This window comes from Rhizobium ruizarguesonis (assembly GCF_017357285.1).
Classification (GTDB): domain Bacteria; phylum Pseudomonadota; class Alphaproteobacteria; order Rhizobiales; family Rhizobiaceae; genus Rhizobium; species Rhizobium ruizarguesonis.
In genome coordinates this window covers 271,438-292,705 of record NZ_CP071681.1, presented here as the reverse complement: position 1 = coordinate 292,705, position 21,268 = coordinate 271,438, and the positions used below count along the sequence as shown (strand labels likewise).

At 62.4% G+C, this 21,268-nt stretch carries 9 protein-coding genes; 2 read left to right on the top strand and 7 right to left on the bottom strand.

Features of this window, described 5'->3' with window-relative positions:
* Positions 1 to 88: 88 nt before the first annotated feature.
* The 5 genes from J3P73_RS32425 to J3P73_RS32405 form a co-directional block, all read right to left on the bottom strand.
* On the bottom strand, positions 89 to 1,525 hold the full coding sequence (locus tag J3P73_RS32425) for an HlyD family type I secretion periplasmic adaptor subunit (protein WP_130663029.1): 1,437 nt from the start codon (positions 1,523 to 1,525) through the stop codon (positions 89 to 91).
* The gene (locus J3P73_RS32420) at positions 1,522 to 3,666 is read right to left on the bottom strand and encodes a peptidase domain-containing ABC transporter (protein WP_130755214.1); all 2,145 of its coding nucleotides are present in this window, start codon (positions 3,664 to 3,666) and stop codon (positions 1,522 to 1,524) included. Before J3P73_RS32420 ends, J3P73_RS32425 begins: the two co-directional genes overlap by 4 nt.
* A gap of 43 nt (positions 3,667 to 3,709) precedes the next feature.
* The gene (locus J3P73_RS32415; protein WP_130657632.1) at positions 3,710 to 4,018 is read right to left on the bottom strand and encodes a hypothetical protein; all 309 of its coding nucleotides are present in this window, start codon (positions 4,016 to 4,018) and stop codon (positions 3,710 to 3,712) included.
* Positions 4,019 to 4,085: 67 nt separating this feature from the next.
* Entirely contained in the window at positions 4,086 to 5,306 is a 1,221-nt protein-coding gene (locus J3P73_RS32410; RefSeq protein ID WP_130657631.1) for a GTP-binding protein, read from the bottom strand.
* Between the two features lie 22 nt (positions 5,307 to 5,328).
* Positions 5,329 to 10,128: a DUF4082 domain-containing protein gene (locus tag J3P73_RS32405; protein ID WP_245002778.1), complete on the bottom strand. Its 4,800-nt coding sequence runs from the start codon at positions 10,126 to 10,128 to the stop codon at positions 5,329 to 5,331.
* Positions 10,129 to 10,135: 7 nt separating this feature from the next.
* Between J3P73_RS32405 and J3P73_RS37845 the strand changes: the two genes are divergently transcribed.
* On the top strand, positions 10,136 to 10,471 hold the full coding sequence (locus tag J3P73_RS37845) for a hypothetical protein (protein ID WP_245002777.1): 336 nt from the start codon (positions 10,136 to 10,138) through the stop codon (positions 10,469 to 10,471).
* A 527-nt stretch (positions 10,472 to 10,998) separates the two neighbouring features.
* Here J3P73_RS37845 and J3P73_RS32400 read toward each other — a convergent pair.
* Both J3P73_RS32400 and J3P73_RS32395 read right to left on the bottom strand, forming a co-directional pair.
* Positions 10,999 to 12,183: a GTP-binding protein gene (locus J3P73_RS32400; RefSeq protein WP_207580222.1), complete on the bottom strand. Its 1,185-nt coding sequence runs from the start codon at positions 12,181 to 12,183 to the stop codon at positions 10,999 to 11,001.
* 102 nt (positions 12,184 to 12,285) lie between these two features.
* Positions 12,286 to 19,320: a DUF4082 domain-containing protein gene (locus J3P73_RS32395; RefSeq protein WP_207580221.1), complete on the bottom strand. Its 7,035-nt coding sequence runs from the start codon at positions 19,318 to 19,320 to the stop codon at positions 12,286 to 12,288.
* Between the two features lie 639 nt (positions 19,321 to 19,959).
* Between J3P73_RS32395 and J3P73_RS32390 the strand changes: the two genes are divergently transcribed.
* Complete coding sequence (locus tag J3P73_RS32390; RefSeq protein ID WP_018071895.1) at positions 19,960 to 21,267, top strand: exopolysaccharide biosynthesis protein; 1,308 nt, start codon at positions 19,960 to 19,962, stop codon at positions 21,265 to 21,267.
* Position 21,268: the final 1 nt, after the last annotated feature.

Here is a 21,268-nt window from a genome sequence, read left to right as displayed (position 1 = left end):
GGGCGGGCCAGGCCGCGGCCATGGGATGCGAAATATGTGCCTTGAATCTCACTCGGGATCTCGTTCGGGGCAAACTGATCGTCACGACCTACGGTTCGCGTATTGCGTTGTCGAGGCCACGCAGCAGCGGATACAGGAAATAGGAGATCACCGTACGGTTGCCGACCTTGATTTCCGTGGTCACAGTCATGCCGGGAAGCAGCCGCACCGGCACATCTGTGGCATTCAGCCGGGTATCGGCAAGCAGGATCCGAGCCTTGAAGAAGGGGGCGGCCGGCTGGCTGGGCGTGGCTGTCTGCTCCTGCTGGCCCGTGAGGAAGGTGTCCTGGCTGATGGTCCTCACCTCGCCTGTCGCGGTTCCGTATTTCTGGAACGGATAGGCGTCGAGCTTGACACGGGCTTCCTTGCCGACGGCGACCCGGCCGATATCGCGCGTGTTGATCGAGACTTCCGCTTCCAGCGGCACGTTAATGGGCACGAGTGTGACCACCGGCTCCGCCTCCCGCACCACCGAACCGACCGAGCGCTGCGCCAGGTCGAGCACGACGGAATCGGCCGGCGCCGTCAGCACGACCATGTTGCGGCGCAGTGCCATCTTCTTCAGTTCCTCGTCCGCCATGTCACGCTGGCCGCGCAGCTCCACCAGTTGCTCCATCGCCGCCCGGCGGAAATCCTCGATGAAGGCCTGGCGGTCGGCGCTCAGCTTGGCATAGGCGTGCGCGGCCTCGTCGGCCCGGCCGCGGACGGCCGTCAGATCGGACTCGACGTCGAGGCGGGCGTCGCGCGAGCCGAGCAGCGTGATCAGCGAGCCGCTCTGCTTGTTGTAGAGCCGCTCCCGCGCCGCCTCGATCTGAGAGAGCCCATCGCGCCTGTCATTGAGCACGGCCTCCTGGTTCTTGCTCGCCAGAAGAGCGGCTGACTGGCCGGCGATCTGCTGCTCGAAATTCTGCAGCTGCGCCGTGTAGAAGGCCCGTCGCTGGCCGAAGAGCTGCGCCTGCAGCATCTGGTCGGGCGTATCTCCCGCCGTGTAATCGTTGCCGGCAAGCTCGGCCTCGATGCGCCGCACCTGGGCGTCGAGCGCGGAGAATTTCGCCTGCTGCTGGTCGACATCGGCCTGGCTGAAAGTAGCGTCGAGGGTCGCGAGCGTCTGGCCGGCATGCACCACTTCGCCGGCCTTCACCTCGATCGTGCGGATGATCGAGGTTTCGAGCGGCTGGACGACGATGGTCGGCTGGGTGGTGACGAGCTTGCCGGGCGCGATCACCACCTCGTCGATCGACGACACCGAGGCCCAGATGATCGCCGAAGCAATCAGCGCCGTCACGCAATAGAGCGTCATGCGCGCAACTCTGGGCGGCGCGCGTTCCTCGAGCTCGACGGCATCGGATTGGAACTCCGCAATTGCCGGCGGCAGCGGCGGGCGGGCGGTCAGTTCCCTTCCCTTGCCTGAGGGAGCCTTGTCTGAAGGGCCTTTGCCTGAAGGGACCGGCAGGTTCTCGCTGGGTTTTCTGGTGTGCGCGTTCATGCGACCTGCCTCATCTGCTGGGACCACAGGTGGCGATAAGTCATGCAGCGCGATACAAGCTGATCGTGCCGGCCGATATCGGCGACCTTGCCACGATCGATGACGAGAATGGCATCGGCATCGACGAGCGTCGAAAGCCGGTGCGAGACGATGATGACGGTGCGGCCGGCGGCGATGCGGCTCAGATTCGCGCGGATGATCGCCTCACTGTCGGGGTCGAGCGCGCTCGTCGCCTCGTCGAAGATCAACAGCTTCGGATCGGTGATCAGCGCGCGGGCAATGGCAAGCCGCTGCTTCTGGCCGCCTGACAGGTTGGAGGCGTTTTCCTCCAGCATCGTGTCAAAGCCACGCGGCAGGCGCTCGATGAACTCCTCGGCGCCGGCGATACGGGCAACTTCCATGATCTCCTCGATGCTGGCATCGGGCTTGGCGGCGGCAATATTCTCGCGCACCGAGCCGCGAAACAGGAAACTATCCTGCAGCACGACGCCGATGCTCGTTCTCAGATGCACGAGGTCGATCTCGCGGCTGTCATAGCCATCCATGCGCACGAGGCCTTCCTGGCTCTGATAGAGGCCCTGGATGAGCCTTGTGATCGTCGTCTTGCCCGAGCCGCTCTTGCCGACCACGCCGAAGAGGCAGCCCGTCGGAATGGCGAAGGAGACATTGTCGAGCGCCGGCGCGCTATCCGGGCCGTAGCGGAAGGTGACCCTGTCGAATTCGATGCGACCCTGCAGATGCGGCCGAACACCTCGCCCGCGGCCCGCCTGCTCCGGCCGCTGATTCATGATCTCGCCGAGCATGCGCACGGAGAGCGCGACTTCCTGATATTCGTGCACCATGGTGACGATCTGCACCAGTGGTCCCGAGACCCGGCCGGCGAGCATGTTGAAGGCAACCAGCGCGCCGATCGTCATCGCGCCGCTGAAGACATCGAGCGCGCCGAGGCCGATGATCGCGACGCTCATCAGCTTCTCCAGCAGTCCGGTCATCGCCTGGGCGATGGTCGAGATCTTGTCGACCCGGAAACGCACGGAGATCGACTGGGCCGAATAATCGTCCCACACCTTGCGCTGGCGCGGCTCCAGCGCCAGAGATTTGACGGTGCGCATGCCGTGCACGGTTTCCACCAGCAATGCCTGCCGGTCGCCTTCGGCCTGATAGAGCGCCTGCAACCGGCGCTGGAACGGCCCGACGAGCATCATCACCACGAGCCCGACGAGGGCGGCAAAACCGAGCACGACAAGCGTCAGCTTGACGCTGTAGAGAAGCAGGATCGGCACGAAGACCAGGAGCGAAACGCCGTCCAACAGTGTGAGAAACAGCCGGCCGGTCAGGAATTCGCGGATGCGCCCCGTCTGCTGCATATGCTTGACGAGAACGCCGGCCGAGGCCTGCTCGAAGAGCGCGATCGGCAGGTTGAGCAGATGGCCGAAGGTGCGGGTCGCGACGCGGATGTCGATCCTGTTCGTCGCATAGAGCAGCAGATAGCGGCGCAGGAAGGTGAAGGTCGCGTCGAAGACGAGCGCGATCGCAATGCCCACTGTCAGAACCGTCAGCGTCGCATAGCTCTGATGCACCAGCACCTTGTCGATGACGAGCTGAAAGAAGATCGGCGTCGTCAGCCCCAGCCCGTAGAGCACGAAGGCGGCGAGCGCGACATCGCGGAAGAAGCTGCGCTGCTTGATGATCTCGGGGACGAACCAGCGGAAGCCGAAGGGCCGGTCCTCATCGGACATGCGATAGTTGCGCTTCAGCAGGATCACCGATCCGAGCCAGGCCTTGGCGAACTGCTCTTCGCTGAGCATCATCACTTCGGCGCGTGATGCCAGCGGGTCGAGAACGCGGATTCTCTCATCCTCTCCGCTCCCGACAGCGCCGGCGATGACCACCCAGTTGCCGTTCGTCAGCTCGGCGAGCACCGGGAATGCCTCGCCAAGTTGGAACAGGGATCGCCAGTCGAGCGTCAGATGCCTTGCCCTAAGGCCGGCATCCTTGGCCATGCGCAGCAGCTGCCGCAAGGCAACAGGATCGTTGCCGACGGCATAATCGTGCTGCAATCGTTCAGGAGCAAGATCGACGCCGTGATGACGCGCGACCAGCGCAAGACAATGCAGGTTAGTATGCAGAAAACCACTCATGGCCCACCCGAAACAATACGAGACCGAGGCAATATTTGTTTTGTCAGTTGAAGTTCGGCGAGGCGTTCGAAGCCCCGGCCTGCACTGACTGGATATCGGCAGCCGCCGCAGTTGACATATCGCCGACGCGACGGACCGCACCCGCCTCGACCAAACCGCCAAGCGCCTTCTGCATGAGATCGACCGCATTGGCGAAGGCATCGACCGGCATGATGATGCGCTGGCGGAAAACCGGCTTCGGATTGTTGTTGGCGTCACGATCGGTGGCCGAGAGCGACATCAGGTCGATCCGCACGATCGTTCCCGTGATGGTGATTTCGCCGATGCCATCTGCGTAAAGTTCGTTGCTCATTGTTCTCTCCTCCGGTTGATAATCAAAACGTCTTCATCTCAGGGCGTCTTACGTCCATTAGGATGCCCTAACTATTTGAATGTGCGTGCTGCCAGGCCGGAAACGGGTCCCGAAGCCCGGCGGCGGTCTGCGGATCGAAGCCCGTCTCCTCACCGATCAGGCAGTCGCCGAGCGCGGTGCGGATTGCGTCTTCGTCGAAGCCGGCGCCGATGAAAACGAGTTCCTGGCGGCGGTCGCCCCAGACCTCGTCCCAATGCCGGTCGATGAGCTGGCGAAACTGCGGATAACGCGGCCATTGCGCCTTCGGCACGGACGCCCACCAGAAGCCCTTGGTGTCGATGCGGCACTGCGTGCCGGCAATCGACAGCAGTCCGATCTCGTCGGGCCTTGTTGCCAGCCAGAAATGGCCTTTCGCGCGGATGAGGCCCGGCCATTTCCTGTCGAGAAAATCCCGCAACCTGGAGGGATCGAACGGCCGGCGGCTGCGATAGACGAAGCTCGAAATGCCGTATTCCTCCGTCTCCGGCACATGGTCGCCCCAACCGAAGAGTTCCTTGTGCCACAGCGGATGGCGGGCAGCTCTCGCTTCGCTGAAGAGGCCGGTGTTCAGGATAGCGTCGAGCTTCAACCGGCCGAAACCGGTCTCGATGACGCGGGCATCGGGGTTGAGTGCGGCAACGATGCGGCGAACCTCGGCAAGCGCTGCAGGCGGCACATCCTGCGCCTTGTTGATGACCACGACATCGGCAAATTCGATCTGCTCGACGAGCAGTTCCACCAGCCTGCGCTCGTCGTCTCCGTCTCGGCTCTCGCCGCGATCCCTCAGGAATTCCGCGCTCGCATAATCGGCCAGAAGATTGACCGCATCGACGACGGAAACCATCGTGTCGAGCCGCGCGACGTCGCAGAGGGCTGCCCCGCTCTCGTCGCGGAAGGAGAAGGTGGCTGCGACCGGCAGCGGCTCGGCGATCCCGGTGCCCTCGATCAGCAGATAGTCGAAACGGCCGGCGGCAGCGAGGCGGCGCACTTCGCTCAGGAGATCGTCGCGCAATGTGCAGCAGATGCAGCCATTGGTGAGCTCCACCAGTGTCTCGTCCGTGCGCGACAGGTTCGCTCCCCCGTCGCGGACGAGATCTGCATCGATATTCACCTCGCTCATGTCGTTGACGATGACGGCGACCCGGCGTCCCTCGCGATTGCGTAGGACATGGTTGAGGATCGTCGTCTTGCCGGCGCCAAGAAAACCGGCAAGGACCGTGACCGGAAGTCTGTTGTCTGCACTCATCATCGGTACTCCCCGCTCGCTTCTTTTACGCCGCGAGCTGCGGTCTGAATGCTACGTCCACATAGTAGTTTGTGCTGTTATAGCTGGCATTTGGGAACACGCCGCTCGACCCATAGGCATAGACGCCGTTGGTGCCGCTGAGCGCCGTCAAGTCGCCGTTCGTCACATCGGTGCTGAAGTAATTGCCGGTCGCCGAATAATTGCCGTTGGTGCTGTAGGATACGACATAGGTCGTATCGGCGGCGACCGCGACCTGCTGGGTGAGCGTCGCGGTCTGCCAGCCGCTTGCCGTTTCGTTGCTGAAGCTGACGCTGCCGAGCAATGTGCCCGAGGCGGTCCAGAGATAGCCGGTATGCGCGCCTGTATTGTCTGCCCCCTTGTAGAAGCGGATGCCGGTGACCCAGCCTGCCGTATCGGCCTGGAATTTCATGCCGAGATTGAGCGGCTGGTTATCGTTGACGGAGACGATTGAAGGCGTCGCATTGGCGGCAAAGAGGTTCTGTTCCGGCCCTGCCGTCTGGCCGCCGGTGATGGTGAGCGCAACCTGCGCCGACGCCGTGCCGCCCTTGCCGTCTGCAATTGCGTAGCTGAAGCTCGCCGGTCCCGAATAGCCTGCCGTCGGCGTGAAGGTCACCGTCTGGGCTTGGGCATCGTAGGCGACCGAGCCGTTGATCGCGCCGCTGACGCCGGTGATGACAAGCGGGTCGCCATCGGCATCGGTGTCGTTTGCCAGGAACACTGAGGCCTGGATGGTGATCGGCGTGCCGGTATTGGTCGACAAGCCGCTGTCATTGGCGGCAACCGGAACCGCATTCTGCGCGCCGCCCTGCTGATAGAGCACGTCGACCCAGTAATTGCTCGCATTGTAGGAAGCGGTCGGGAACAGGCTGCCCGAGCCATAGGCATAAAGGCCGTTGCCGCCGCTCGCAGCACTCGACGGTGCCGTCAGCGCGCCGTTCGTATGGTCCGTCGTGAAGTAGTTCGCCGTTGCGGAATAGAAGCCGTTCGAATGGTAGCTCGCCACATAGGTCGCGCCGGCGGTCACATTGATCGGCTGGGTGAAGGAAACCGTCTGCCAGCCGCTCGCCGTCTCGCTGATGAAGGTCGCCTGGGCCAGAACCTGGCCGCTCGCCGTCCAGAGCGAGCCGACATGCGTGCCGGTATCCTGGGCGCTCCTGTAATAGGTGAGCCCGGTGATCTGGCCGCTGGCGGAAGCGATGAACTTGACGCCGAGTTCGACCGAGTTGGCGTCATTGGCGGCGGTAACGCCCGACGTGTCGGCGCCGGTGAACAGGCTTGACGTCGTGCCTCCGCCGGGCGGCGTGCCGACAGTGAGGCTGACCGTGGCCGAGGCGGCTCCGCCGTACCCATCCGAGATCGAATAGGAGAAGCTCGCCGCACCCGTATAACCCGCCGTCGGTGTGAAAGTGACAGACTTGGTCTGGCTGTCGAAGGTCACCGTTCCGTTGATCGCACCGTTGACGCCGGTGATGCTGAGCGGGTCGCCATCGGCATCGGTATCGTTTGCAAGCAAACTGGCTGCGGCAATCGACAGTGCAGTGTTGAAATACGTCGTGTAGCCGTTGTCATTGGCAGCGACCGGCACCGCGTTGCCCGTCGACTGATTGTAGACGACATCCACCCAGTAGTTCGACGACTGGTAGCTGGAGGTCGGGAATGCCGAGCCCCCGACCGCGTAGACGCCATTGCTGCCGGCCAGCGCCGTCAGCGCGCCATTGGTATGGGCTGTCGTGAAATAGCTTGCCGTCGCCACGTAGGAGCCTGTCGTGTGGTAGGAGGCGACATAGGTCGTGCCGGCCGCGATATGCACTGGGTTGGTGAATGTCGCGGTCTGCCAGCCGTTCACCGATCCGCTGTCGGCGAAGCTGGCGGTCGCGACCAGCGTGCCGTCGGCCGTCCACAGGGAGCCGGTATGCGGGCCGGTATCGCCGGCCGCCTTGTAGTAGCGGATGCCGGTAATCATGCCGCTGGACGAAGCGACGAACCTCATCCCGAGTTCCAGCGACTGACCTTCGTTGAAGCTTGCGCCCGTCGGCCCTTCGCTTGATGTAAACAGCGTTTCCCCGGCAGGGCCCTGGTTTACGGTGAGGCTGACGTTGCCCTGATCCGTGCCGCCGCGCCCATCCGACAGCGTATAGGTGAAGCTTGCCGGCCCCGAATAATTGTTGGTCGGCGTGAAGATGACGGTGCCGTTCTGCCTATTGAGCGTCACCGTGCCGTTGACGGCATTGCCGACGGCCGAAATCGTCATCGCATCGCCATTGGGATCCGTATCGTTTCCGATGAGCGAGGCGATCGAGATGACGACGCTGTCGTTGCGGGTGATGGTCAGCCCCGTATCGTCGGTCGCAACCGGCGCGCTGTTGGGCCCGGCATCGAAGACCACGTCGACCCAGTAGTTGGTGCCGGTGCCGAGGCTCTGGCCGGGGAATGTGCCGGCATTGTCGCCATAGGCATAGACGCCGCCGCCATCGACGGCCTTCAGCGCACCGCTGGCATAGGGGCTGCCGAAATAATTCTCGGTGGCGGAGTAGAAGCCGCTGCTGTGATAGGAAGCCACATAGGTCGTGCCGGCGGCAATCTGGATCGGGCTGGAGAACATCACTGTCTGCCAGCCGGAGAGCGACTCACCGACGGACACGCCGGTCGCCAGCAGCGTTCCGTTGGCGCTCCAGAGGCTGACGACATGGTCGCCGATATTGTAGAAGCCCTTGTAGAAGCGGATGCCCTCCACGGAGCCTGCCGTCGTCGTCTGGAAGCGCAGGCCGAGCTCGACGGAATCGCGATCGATCGCCAATTCGACCGCCGGCTTTTCCGCAAGCGTCCAGAGGCCCGTCGCTCCCGGCAGGGTAACGGTCACCTGCTTGCCCGCCGATGGCGCTTCCATGTTGACGCTGTCGTCGACGGCCCGTGACGTGATCGTGTAGGTTCCGCTCGCCTGGACGACCCAGTTATAGCTCCAGCTCTCGCGGCCGGTGGCCTTGAACCAGTGCTGGCCGCCATCGGTCGAGACTTCCACGCCGGCAATGATGCCGCCGCCGAAATCCTGCGCCGTTCCCGTGATCGTCACATGCTGCCCTTCCAGGAAGCTTGCGCCGACGATCGGCGAGGTGACCGACGAGGTGGGCTTCAGCGTGTCGGTCGATTGTGTCGCAAGGATCAGGCTCGCATCCAGCGTCGTCGGCTGAATGCCCATGTCCGCGAACATGTTGACCATCGCCTGCTGCACGTTGCGATCGGTTGACGTGGCCGGGCCCTGGTGGTTGTCGCTCAGCCCCCAGGACCAGAAGACTGTGCCGGCGCCGAAGACCAGCGCGCCGCTTGCCGCCCGGTACATGGTCAGGCTATGGGTCGCCACCGCATCGCCGACCGTCGCGCCGTAGTCGCGCAGATACGTGCTCACCGAGACCGACGAGAGCGACAGGTCGATCAGTCCAGCTGGACGGAAACCGTTCTCGACGTCGGAATCCCACTCATAGCCGAGCAGGTTCTGCACGAGACTATAGGTCTCGCCCTCCTGCAGCTCCGAAACGTCGGTATTGCGCCAGAAGCGCAGGTTCGAATAGTCGTAGGGGATGGAGATCGTATCCTGGCGGTAGCTGTCCACCTGGAACATCGTGCCCGTCAGCGCATTCTCCGGCTGCTGCCCCGGATCGGCATAACGCGGATCGCGCCAGGTGCCGGTACCGACATTGCTCGGATCCGTGCTCGTGCCCCAGGTTTCCTTGTAGCACACCATGGTGCGGTAGGCCTGGCCGCTGCCGTCGATGCTGCTTTCCCAGCGAACCTTCCAGTAGCACTCGTTGCCGCTCCAGAAGGCGAGGTTGACGCCGGCATCGCGCGCCGCCTCGACATTGGTGCGCTGTTCGGCAGACCAGTATTCGTCATGCCCGACGGAGAGATAGGCATCGTGGTTGAGCAGCAGCGCGCCGTTGCGCGTCGCATCGACGCCGGAAATATAGGAAACGTCGTAGCCGTTCTGCTCCAGCCACGAGATGGCAGAGGATTCGACGCCGAAGATGTAATCGTGCGAACCGCCGATCGGGCTCGTATTGGTGATGATCGGCCTGTTATAGCTGACCGCCGAGGCCCGGCCGATGGCCTGCAGGCCGCAGCTGCAATTCGGCGGCAGGTAGCCGATCATGTCTGCGGGATCGACGGGCACTTCGCCATAATAGAGGCTGGCGCCGCCCCAGGCATTATAGGCCTGCCATGTCGTGTCGGACGTCTGGAAGACGATATTGCTGGTGGAGGCGTCGTCGCGCACGACGAAAGGAATGATGCTGGCATCTTCGACGCCGTCCTCGCGCACCAGCTTGGCGAAATAGACGCCGGAGACCGCGTCCGTCGGAATCTGCCAGCTCGCCGAGACCGACCAGTTGCCGCAGTCGATCAGGCCGAGCGACATATCGACGATCGGGTGCGGCTGGATCTGCGCCGTGGTCAGCGATTGTTCGATGGAGCCGACCTTGCGCGCCCCGTCCCCGCCATAATAGCCCATGCGGTAGATATCGATGCGGTAATGGGTGGAATCGGTGGCGATCTTGAAATCGACGGTCTGGCCGATATTCGTGCTGATCTCGGTGGCGAAGCCCTGGATGGTGCCGCCGCCGTCGCCCTCCAGACCCCACTCACTGATCGGGTTGCCCTGCTTCAGGTTTTCGAGCGCGATCTTGTTGGGCGTCGCCGCAGCCGCGGCCGCGGCCAGCGGTGCCGCCAGTGCTGTCGGGGCCGCAGTCGTCTCGGCAGAAACGTCCTGGCTCGGCTCAACCGAGATGGATGCTATCGACGCCTGAAGGCGCAACGAAGCCGTGTCGAGACTGCTGGAAGAACTGACCGGCGCCGCCGTCTTGGCGCTGCCGGTATCGGCGTCGCTGGCAATACCCGTAAGCGTGGGAGCGGCAGGCAGTGTCGCAGCCTCCTCGGACGGATCCGGGCCAAGCACGGTGCGTTGCGATGTCGAGGAAGGCGTCTGGAAGACCGTCGCAGCCGACGCCGTCTTCGTGGACGTGTCCTGCGCCCCGCCATCGGCCGCAGGCGCCGGCATCGCGGTCGACGATGCAGGGGACGATTGCATGTCGCCTGAGGATATCAAGGAAGGTGTGACCGTGCCGGTGAAAGAGGATTGGACGGTTGCGCTGCTCTGATTGGCAAAGCTTGGGGAACCATCGGTACTCGTCGAAGATACGACCGTCGCGGATCCAAGGACTGCGCTCCAGGCAGCGGATGCACGACAGATACTCAACGCTCCACCAAATGTACTCAGGTACTCACGATTACTGACATGAATTCTCCGCATTAGCGGCGTCCCCTTCCGCATCGGCCGGCCCTTCGACCGCTATAGAAGACGTTCATTCTGGCACCTTTGCCAAGGGAACGTATGACAGCAATCTGGGGTATGTGGGTGGTACCCCCATACGCCGATATGATGACCCTCACCGCATACCAGACCGACAAGGCCCCAAAGCTGCCTGCGGTTACTGCCAGTGCATAACCCCGAAAATCGAAATCGATTTTCGGAAAGGATTATGCGCCCATTCAAAGTGTTAGAGCGTCCTTAGCGCGTCTGAAAGACGCGCGGCGCTCTCAGTGGCTGACACTGGTTGAAAGGGAATTCTGGGCCGGCCAGCTGGTCGAGCCGGTTAACGCGAGGGTTGTCCTGCGCCGCCCCGTGTTACCACGCCGGAAACGGATCTTCGAGGGTGGCCCAGTCGCGCGGATCGGCGCTGGCGAGGCATCCGTCCAGTGCGGTCCGCACACCTGTCTCGTCCATATCAACGCCGATAAAGACCAATTCCTGCCGACGGTCGCCCCAAGCGCTGTCCCACCGGCTCTCGAGCTGCTGACGAAACTGCTGATGGCTCGGCCAGTCTTGTCGAGGAACGGCCGCCCACCAAAGCCCCATGGGCTCACAGCGTCGTTGCACCCCGGCAGCCGACATCAGACCCACGTGACGTGGGCGCGTGGCAAGCCAGAAATGGCCTTTGGCGCGGATTACCCCCGGCCAGGGCTCGTCCAGGAATGCTCGAAACCGCATGGGGTCGAACGGACGCCTCGTGCGATAGACAAAGCTCGAGACCCCGTATTCCTCCGTTTCCGGAACATGCTCATCCGGGCTGTACAATTCCTTGTGCCACAGGGGATGGGCAGCGGCCTTTGCTTCATCGAAGAGGCCCGTATTGAGGACAGTTGAAAGAGAAATCTTGCCGAAATCCGTCTCCACCTGGAGCGCATCCGGGTTGAGAGACGTAACTATCTTGCTCACCTCTGCGCGAACCTCTTCAGTCGCGTCCGAGATCTTGTTGATCACGACAACATCGGCAAACTCGATCTGGTCCACCAGCAGGTCGATGAGTGTCCGCCGGTCCTCACCGTCGCGCTGCAGGCCACGGTCGGCAAGCAGATTGGCACTGCTGTAGTCGGCCAGCAGGTTTGCAGCGTCGACCACGGTGACCATCGTGTCGAGCCTAGCAAAGTCGGAGAGCGAAACACCATTCTCGTCGCGGAAGGAAAAGGTTGCCGCGATAGGGCATGGCTCGGCAATGCCGGTACCTTCGATCAACAGATAGTCGTATCGCCGCTCTTCGGCCAGCCGTCGCACTTCCGTCAGAAGGTCGTTGCGCAGGGTACAGCATATGCAGCCATTGCTGAGCTCGATCAATGTCTCCGTTGTCTGCGAGAGGTTGCAGCCGCCGTCGCGAATGAGACTGGCGTCTATGTTCACATCGCTCATATCGTTGACGATGACGGCGACCCGCAGGCCTTGACGGTTATTCAGGACGTGACTGAGGAGCGTCGTCTTGCCAGCGCCGAGGAAGCCGGCCAGCACGGTCACCGGGAGCCGCTCGATCCTGTTCATCGGCATTCCTTGAACGTGGGCGATCGAAGCGCTCTTCGCCGCGACCAGCATTTGCGTCGTATGAGCCTCATTCGAAATCGGTCCGTAACCTTGTCCTTTTTGTCACCCGACGAGCTGCGGCCGGAAGACAACGTCGGCATAGTAATTCGCTGAATCGAAAGAGTTCGTCGGGAAGAGACCTGTGGTGGCGGATCCGCCATAGGCATAGACACCGTTGCCGCCGGCGACGGCACTTGACTGGGCTGTCAGCGGACCGTTGGTGACGGCACTGGCGAAGAAGCCATCCGTTGCCACGTAGGCGCCGGTCGTGTGGTAGGAGGCGATATAGTTGGTGTTGGCGGCAATCGTGACCGGGGTTGTGAAGTTCACCGTCTGCCAGCCGCTCCCCGTAGTGCTGGCGAAGGTGGCGGTGGCGAGCTTGGTGCCGGTCGTGGTCCACAGGTCGACGACGTTCTGACCGTTGTCGTTGGCGCTGCGATAGAATTTGATGCCCGTGACATCACCGACGACGTTCGACTGGAACTTGACGCCGACCTCGAGCTGCTGACCGTCGTTGAGGTTCGTCTGGGTCGGCGTGCTGGAGGCGTTGAACAGGCTGTAGGTCACAGGCGCCACTGTCGCAGTGATGTTGAAGCTCTCGTTGGCGGCAAGGCCGCCAAGGTCGGTCGCCGTCACCCTGACGCCGTAGGTGCCGGCTGCCGTCGGTGTGCCGCTGAACGTCCGCGTCGTGGCGTTGAAGGCGAGCCAGGCGGGCAGCGCCGTGCCATCGGCGGCCGTTGCCGAGTAGGTCAGCGTCTCGCCGCTGTCGACATCGGTGAAGGTGGTCGTCGGCAGCACGAAGGAGAAGGCGGAGCCGACGGTGGCGTTCTGGGCGGCTGTCTGGACGGCCAGCACCGGCGCGTCGTTGGCCCCGTGGATGGTGACCGTCAGGTTTGCCGTGGCCGTCGCGCCGGCGCTATCGCGCATCGTATAGCTGAAGACATCGCTCAGCGTATTGGTCGACTGCCGCAGCGCCTGCACGGCCGCATTGCTCTCGTTGATGGCATAGCTATAGACGCCCGATGCACTGAGCACGAGACTGCCATAGGTGCCGTTCAACGCCGAGCCGAGTGTGCCCGACGTCGCGCCGAAGTTGACCGCACTCACCGTCTTGGTGTCGCCGGAATCCGGATCGGTGTCGTTGGTCAGCACGTTGCCGCTGGCAACCACACCACCCGAACCATTGGCGACACCACCCTTCTCGGTCGCATCCCCCGCATCGGCAACCGCCGTCGGCGTCGTGTTGCCGGGAACCGACACGGCGATGTTGAAGCTTTCGTTGGCTGCAAGACCGCCAAGGTCTGTCGCCGTCACCTTGACGCCGTAAGTGCCACCTGCCGTCGGCGTGCCGGAGAAGGTCCGCGTCGAGGCGTTAAAGCTCAGCCAGGCGGGCAATGCCGTGCCGTCGGCAGCCGTTGCCGCGTAGGCCAGCGTCTCGCCGCTGTCGACATCGGTGAAGGTCGTCGTCGGCAGCACATAGGAGAAGGCGGAACCGACGGCGGCGTTCTGGGTCGCCGTCTGGACGGCCAGCACCGGCGCGTCATTGGCGCCATGGATGGTGACGGTCAGATTTGCCGTGGCGGTGGCCCCGGCGCTATCGCGCATCGTATAGCTGAAGACATCGCTCAGCGTGTTGGTCGACAGGCGTAGCGCCTGCACGGCGGTATTGCTCTCGTTGATCGCATAGCTATAGGCGCCAGATGCATTGAGAACGAGACTGCCATAGGTGCCGTTCAGTGCCGAGCCGAGCGTGCCTGATGTCGCACCAAAGACCACTGCCGTGACGGTCTTGGTGTCACCGGCATCCGGATCGGTGTCGTTGGTCAGCACGTTGCCGCTCGCAACCACGCCACCCGAACCATTGGCAACCCCGCCCTTCTCCGTCGCGTCCCCCGCATCGGCAATCGCCGTCGGCGTCGTGTTGTTTGCGTTCGAGGGACGAAAGACCACGTCGGCCCAGTAATTGGTGGCGCTGAAAGTGGCGTTCGGGAAAATGCCTGCGGTGGCGGAGCCGCCATAGCGGTAAACGCCGTTGCCGCTTGCCGGAGCAGTCAGCGGACCACTGGTGACGGCAGTCGTATAGAAATTGGCGGTCGCCACGTAGGCGCCTGTCGTGTGATAGGACGCGACATAGGTTGTGTTGGCGGCGATTGTGACGGGGTTTGTGAAGTTCACCGTTTGCCAGCCGCTCGCGGTGGTGGTGGTGAAGGTGGCGGTGCCGAGCTTGGTGCCCGTAGAGCTCCACAGATCGACGACGTTCTGACCGTTGTCGTTGGCGCTGCGATAGAACCTGATGCCGGTGACAGCCCCGGCAACGTTCGACGTGAACTTGACGCCAAGCTCGAGCTGCTGGCCATCATTGAGGTTCGTCTGGGCCGGCGTGCTGGAGGCGGAGAACAGGCTGTACGTCGATGGCCCCGCCGCGGCGGCGATAGTGAAAGTCTCGTTGGTCGAGAGGCCGCCGATATCGGTTGCCGTGACCTTGACGCCATAGCTGCCTGCTGTCGTCGGCGTGCCGGAGAAGGTGCGCGTCGAGGCATTGAAGGCAAGCCAGGCGGGCAATGCCGTGCCGTCGGCAGCCGTTGCCGCGTAGGCCAGCGTCTCGCCGCTGTCGACATCGGTGAAGGTCGTCGTCGGCACCACGAAGGAGAAGGCGGAGCCGACGGTGGCATTCTGGGTCGCCGTCTGGACGGCGAGCACGGGCGCGTCATTGGCGCCGTGGATGGTGATGGTGAGGTTTGCCGTGGCGGTGGTGCCGGCGCTATCGCGCATCGTGTAGCTGAAGACATCGTTCAGCGTGTTGGTCGACTGCCGCAGCGCCTGCACGGCCGCATTGCTCTCGTTGATGGCATAGCTATAGGCACCAGATGCATTGAGAACGAGACTGCCATAGGTGCCGTTCAACGCCGAGCCGAGTGTGCCCGACGTCGCGCCGAAGTTGACCGCACTCACCGTCTTGGTGTCGCCGGAATCCGGATCGGTGTCGTTGGTCAGCACGTTGCCGCTGGCAACCACACCACCCGAACCATTGGCGACACCACCCTTCTCGGTCGCATCCCCCGCATCGGCAACCGCCGTCGGCGTCGTGTTGCCGGGAACCGACACGGCGATGTTGAAGCTTTCGTTGGCTGCAAGACCGCCAAGGTCTGTCGCCGTCACCTTGACGCCGTAAGTGCCACCTGCCGTCGGCGTGCCGGAGAAGGTCCGCGTCGAGGCGTTAAAGCTCAGCCAGGCGGGCAATGCCGTGCCGTCGGCAGCCGTTGCCGCGTAGGCCAGCGTCTCGCCGCTGTCGACATCGGTGAAGGTCGTCGTCGGCAGCACATAGGAGAAGGCGGAACCGACGGCGGCGTTCTGGGTCGCCGTCTGGACGGCCAGCACCGGCGCGTCATTGGCGCCATGGATGGTGACGGTCAGATTTGCCGTGGCGGTGGCCCCGGCGCTATCGCGCATCGTATAGCTGAAGACATCGCTCAGCGTGTTGGTCGACAGGCGTAGCGCCTGCACGGCGGTATTGCTCTCGTTGATCGCATAGCTATAGGCGCCAGATGCATTGAGAACGAGACTGCCATAGGTGCCGTTCAGTGCCGAGCCGAGCGTGCCTGATGTCGCACCAAAGACCACTGCCGTGACGGTCTTGGTGTCACCGGCATCCGGATCGGTGTCGTTGGTCAGCACGTTGCCGCTCGCAACCACGCCACCCGAACCATTGGCAACCCCGCCCTTCTCCGTCGCGTCCCCCGTATCGGCAACCGCCGTCGGCGTCGTGTTCGAGCTCGGTGTGGTAAACATCACATCGACCCAATAATTCGTCGACTGGTAGGTGCTTGTGGGGTACAGGCTGGCGCTGCCATAAGTGTATACGCCGTTGCCGCTGGCCGGCGCTGTGAGCGGGCCGCTCGTCACGTTCGAGGTGAAGTAGCTAATGGTCGTGGAATAATGACCGCTATTCGTGTGATAAGACGCGGTGTAGGTTTGTCCAACGGTCAGCGACACCGGGCTGGTAAAATAGGCAGTCTGCCAGCCGCTGGCAGTCTCGTTCGTGAAGGTGAGGGTCGCAAGCTTCGTGCCGGTGTTCGACCATAAAGAACCCGTATGCGTACCCGTATCGAGGTCGCCCTTGTAAAAACGAATGCCGGTGATCGTGCCTGCCACGGAAGTCTGGAATTTGACGCCGAGTTCAACGGCTGAGGTATCGTTGGTATTGACGACCGCTGGCGTCGCCGAACCGAAGAGAGAGGTGTAACTCGGCCCGCTGACGGTGACCGTGCGTCCCGCGGAGGGTGTTTCCAGGTTGACGTTATCGTCGACTGCGCGGGACCGGATGGTGTATGTGCCCGCGGTCTGCGGCGACCAGGTATAAGTCCAGTTCTCATCGCCCGTCGCCGGATGCCAGCTCGCCCCGTTGTCGGTCGAGACTTCGACCGCGGCGATGACCCCGCCTCCCGTATCGGTAGCGGTGCCGGTAATCGTCACGGCGGATCCAACGGTCGCAGTGGCGGGTACCGTGATGACCGAGGTCGGTGCAGTATGGTCTGACGAAGCAGTCCCGGCAGTAAGCCCGGATTGCAGTGTCCCCGGCTGAATGCCCATGTCGGCAAGCAGATTGACCATTGCCTGCTGCACGCGAGGATCGGTCGCAGTCGCCTCGTTATCGTGATTGTTGCTCAGGCCCCATGTCCAATAGACCGTACCGGCGCCGAACACCAATGCACCGCTCGGCGCACGATAGAGCGTCAGATTATGGGTCGCGGTCGCATCGCCGGTCGTATTTCCATAGTCGAGCAAATAGGTGCTGACCGGAAGCGTCGTCGACGACAGCTTGACAAGACCAGCTGGATCGAAGCCGTTATCGGACGCTTCGTCCCATTCGTAGCCAAGATAGTTCTTGGTGAGCGTTGCCGTCTGGCCAGGTTGAAGATTGGCGACGCTCGTATTGCGCCAGAAGCGCAGGTTGGCGTCGTCATATCCGACCGTGATCGCGGCGAGATTGTTGCCGACATCGTCGACCTTGAACAACTGTCCGGTCAGTGAGTTTTCCGGGTTTCCGCCGCCGATGGCAGGCGGGCTGAGGCGCGGGTCGCGGAAGGTGCCTGTCCATTCGTTTGAAGGATCGAGGCTGGTACCGGGCGGTCCCCAGGTCTCCTTGTAGGTGATCAGGGTGCGATAGGGCGTACCGTCGGCGCTATAGGCATTGCCCCAACGGGTACGCCAATAGACCTCGTTACCGCTCCAGAACATGAGGTTGACGCCCGCATCGCGCGCGGCTTCCACATTGGTTCGCTGTTGACCGGACCAGTATTCGTCGTGCCCCGCATCGATATAGGTTTTGTGATTGAGCAACAGGCTGCCGTAGCGGTCGGCGTCGACGCCCGACATATAGGAGACGTCATAACCGTTCTGTTCCAGCCAGTAGATGCCCGCATATTCGGCGCCGAACAGGTAATCCTGCGGACCGGCATAGGTGCCGACCCCACCGCGGGTCGCAATCGGTCTGTTGTAGCTGACCGCATAGGCGCGGCCAGCACCCTGCCCCGTCGCCGGGCCGTTGCCTCCATAGAGGTTTGCGCCACCCCAGCCGTTGTAAGCTTGCCAGGTCTCGTCTGCGGTCTGGAAGACGATGTCGCTCTGGCTGGCATCATCCCGCACGATGAACGGGATCTGATTTTCACCAGAGGTGCCATCCTGACGCACGAGCTTGGCGATGTAGACGCCAGAGACCGCATCATCAGGTACCGTCCACGACGCCGAGACTGCCCAGTTGCCGGCATCCACCGTGCCGGTTGTGGCATTACGCAACGGGTTGGGCTGCGTCTGCAACCCGGTATGCTGCATGGTCGCGACCTTGCGGGCGCCCATGCCGCCATAATAGCCGAGCCGATAGATGTCGATCCGGTAGTTTGTGGAATTGGTATTGATCTTGAAGCTGACCGTCTTGCCGTTGTCGACGCTGATGTCGGTCGCAAACCCTTCGATGTTGGTGCTGCCGGCACCGTCGATGCCCCACTCGCTCTCCGGATTACCCTGCTTCTGGTTTTCCAGCACGATCGCGTTGCTGGCCGCCGCCGCAGCGGCCGCCAGATTTTGCGTTGTCAGCGACCGCTGTGTAGAAGGCTGCGTAGAGGGTGGCGTCGTCACCGAGCCGGACAGGGTACCAACACCCTTCGTGGTGGTGCCCTTTCCGGTCTCTCCGCCACCGGGCAACGATCCGTTCAAGATCGTCGAATCCGTCCACGTTGCGGTCCCGCGCCAGCCCGAGAGAGGGGACAAGTTGCGATCGAGAAGCGGATCACTGACCGAGGCGCCGATGGCCTTCTTGATCGTCGCCACATAGTCCGGCCCTTCGGTCAGCCTTGTTCCCGGCAACTGACCATCTTGCTGAAGCAAGGCGCCGCCATGGGCCCAATCGAGAATCCGTGTGGGGGACGTATAATAGCCGCACCCGCACACACCAAAGGGCATGCCAACCGCCAGCGCATTTGCTCCAGCATGCTGCCCGGTCGACTGCGCCGACGGCGTCGATTCGAGAATGACGACCTTGCCCGAGTGCGCACGCTCGCCCGTCACCGCAGCAGAACCTTGCCCCGAAACTGTCGGTGCAGGGCTTTGTGGCAGATACGGAGCCAAAGGATCATCGCCTATGAGGCTCATTCCAGCGTAGGTGCGATAAAGGGACGATTGAGCCCCGAATGCAACTCCGTTCGCATTCCGCCCGAAACCTCCAAAACCAGGCGTATGGGCGGGCAACACAGACGCGGCAGTGTCACCGCCTCGCAGCCCCATCTCGCGATTTGTTGCGAAAGCGTCGGGCAAGGGCGGCGATACGCGGGTGATATTGGCCCGACCGTCCGGGTCGTCGATCACGCTCACTCTATGTTCAGAGTCATGCTCGTTGAGCGCCGCGTTGTTGTGGGGATTGTCGACAAGGGCACCATACTTGTTTCCATCCGCAGTTTGCACGGATGCCGCAAGTTGAGCACCGTCCTCGTGCCTTTCTGCAGGCTTGCGCGGCTTTCCCTTGCCGCCGACGGTCAGCCATGCGGGAATCAACGAATCCACCAGGAGTGAGCGCGAGGTCCACCGACGAGCGTTGCGATACATGGCAGGCACCTCCCGCGAGATTATCAGGATCGAATCTATGAGGACCGCTCGATACGCGGCCCTGAATTGTAGTCGAAAAATGAGAGAGTATATGCTACGCCTTTCGCTCTACAGGCGGCATCCTTTGGGCAACCGGCCGTGTTGGACGCCCACATGATCGATAAGACGCGCCAAGATTCGCCGCTTGCTGTGCAAGGCTTGAAGCCGCCTAGGCGGCTGAGATGGCGGCGTATTCACTCGTCAAGATCTGGCACGAGAAGGGCCTTGTGCAGCACCGCCGGCGCTGCTTCGAGTTGTCGAACGAAAGGCGACGCCGCCGGTCAATATCGTCGTCCGGCAAAATTTGGCGATGCGAGCATAAAGGCTCTGCCGCGGGGGATTGCGGTTCTTCGAGGCTAGCGCGCCCGAGGGGACTCCCTCTGTCGCGCCGAAGATATGTGTTTCTGCTCGATTTGGGCTTAAGCACCCTCCCCACCTCATCAATTGTGATTAGGCAAAGTAACCGACCTCCACCTTCCTCAAGGCTTCGCCAGACTGCACACTAGCGATCTGGTTTCGGGCTTGGCGTCCGGCGTTCGAACAGCGCTCAAGGCATTGGACCAGCGTCCGTTGAAGGATGCTTTGAAGGCGAGACATGTAATGAATCTATCGCACCGTGCCCCTCACCCGTTCTTTCGCGCCACGTTTGTCATCAGCGCACTCGTCTTTCTTGCCGGAGCCGTGTCGCCGGCTCTCGCCGATAGCGCCCCTTTGGCTCCGCAAACGAAAATCCGCCTGACGGTCGTCCAATGGATGCCGTCCAAGGGCCAGTTTGAGCGATGGGATGCGATCGGCGGCGAATATACGGTCTCAGATGCCGGTGAAGTCTCCCTGCCCTTTCTGGGGCCGCAGCCGGTTGGACTGGACAATACGAGCCTCACCAACGAGATTGCCAAGCGCCTTCAGGCAAAGATGGGTTTGGCCCAGGCACCTGCGGTGACGATCGACGTTCTCGACTATCCGTCCATTTACGTCGTCGGAGACGTGATGGCGCCGGGAGAATATAAGTTTCACTCCGGCCTCAGCGTCCTGCAATCCCTGGCCATGAGCGGCGGCCCGTTGCGGGCGCCGGCACAGCAGCGATCGCAGACGATCACTCTTGTCGGCGACTTGCGGGAAATCGACCATTCGCTGCTACGCAGTTCGGCAAAGCTCGCGCGGCTGCAAGCGGAGATGGCCGGCGCGAAGGAGATCGTCTTCGATCAGCCGCCGGCTGCCGATCGGCAATATGCCGAGAGTCTCTACCAGGAGGAGCGGGTCATTTTTCAGGCTCGTGCAAACGCGCTGGACAAGCAGTCGGTGGCTCTCGCCGAATTGCGCAATCTCTTGACGGCGGAAATCGATACACTGGAAGAAAAGCTGAAAGGCTCGGATGACAATATCCATTCGGTCGAAGAGCAACTGACGAGCGTGAAGACGCTGGTCCAGAAGGGCCTCACGATCACTTCACGCCAGATGGATCTGGAACGATTGCTCACCACCTATCGCTCCGACCGGCTCGACCTCGTGACGGCCATCATGCGGGGCCGCCAGGCGATCAACGAGACGACGCGCAATCTCGAGGGACTTTCCGACACTCGCCGGAGCGAGATCGCTTCCGAAGTGCAGGCGGAAAAGGCCAATCTCGACCAGCTCAAATTGAAGCGCGACACCACGCAACAACTGCTTCTCGGAGAACTGTCGACCGGCACCAACGAGAATAACCGCGATGAAGAACTCCCGCTGACCTTCATCTTGAGCCGGCGGGACAAGGGACAGGTCAATCAATTCCAAGCCTCCGAAACGACGGAACTGGCGCCGGGCGACGTGGTCAGGGTAACCCAGCCCCGTATCACGGATACGCCGTCCGAAGACGCCGCTGCACTTCCTGTTCAGACAGAGGCACATATCAGTCAGGCAAGCCGGTGAT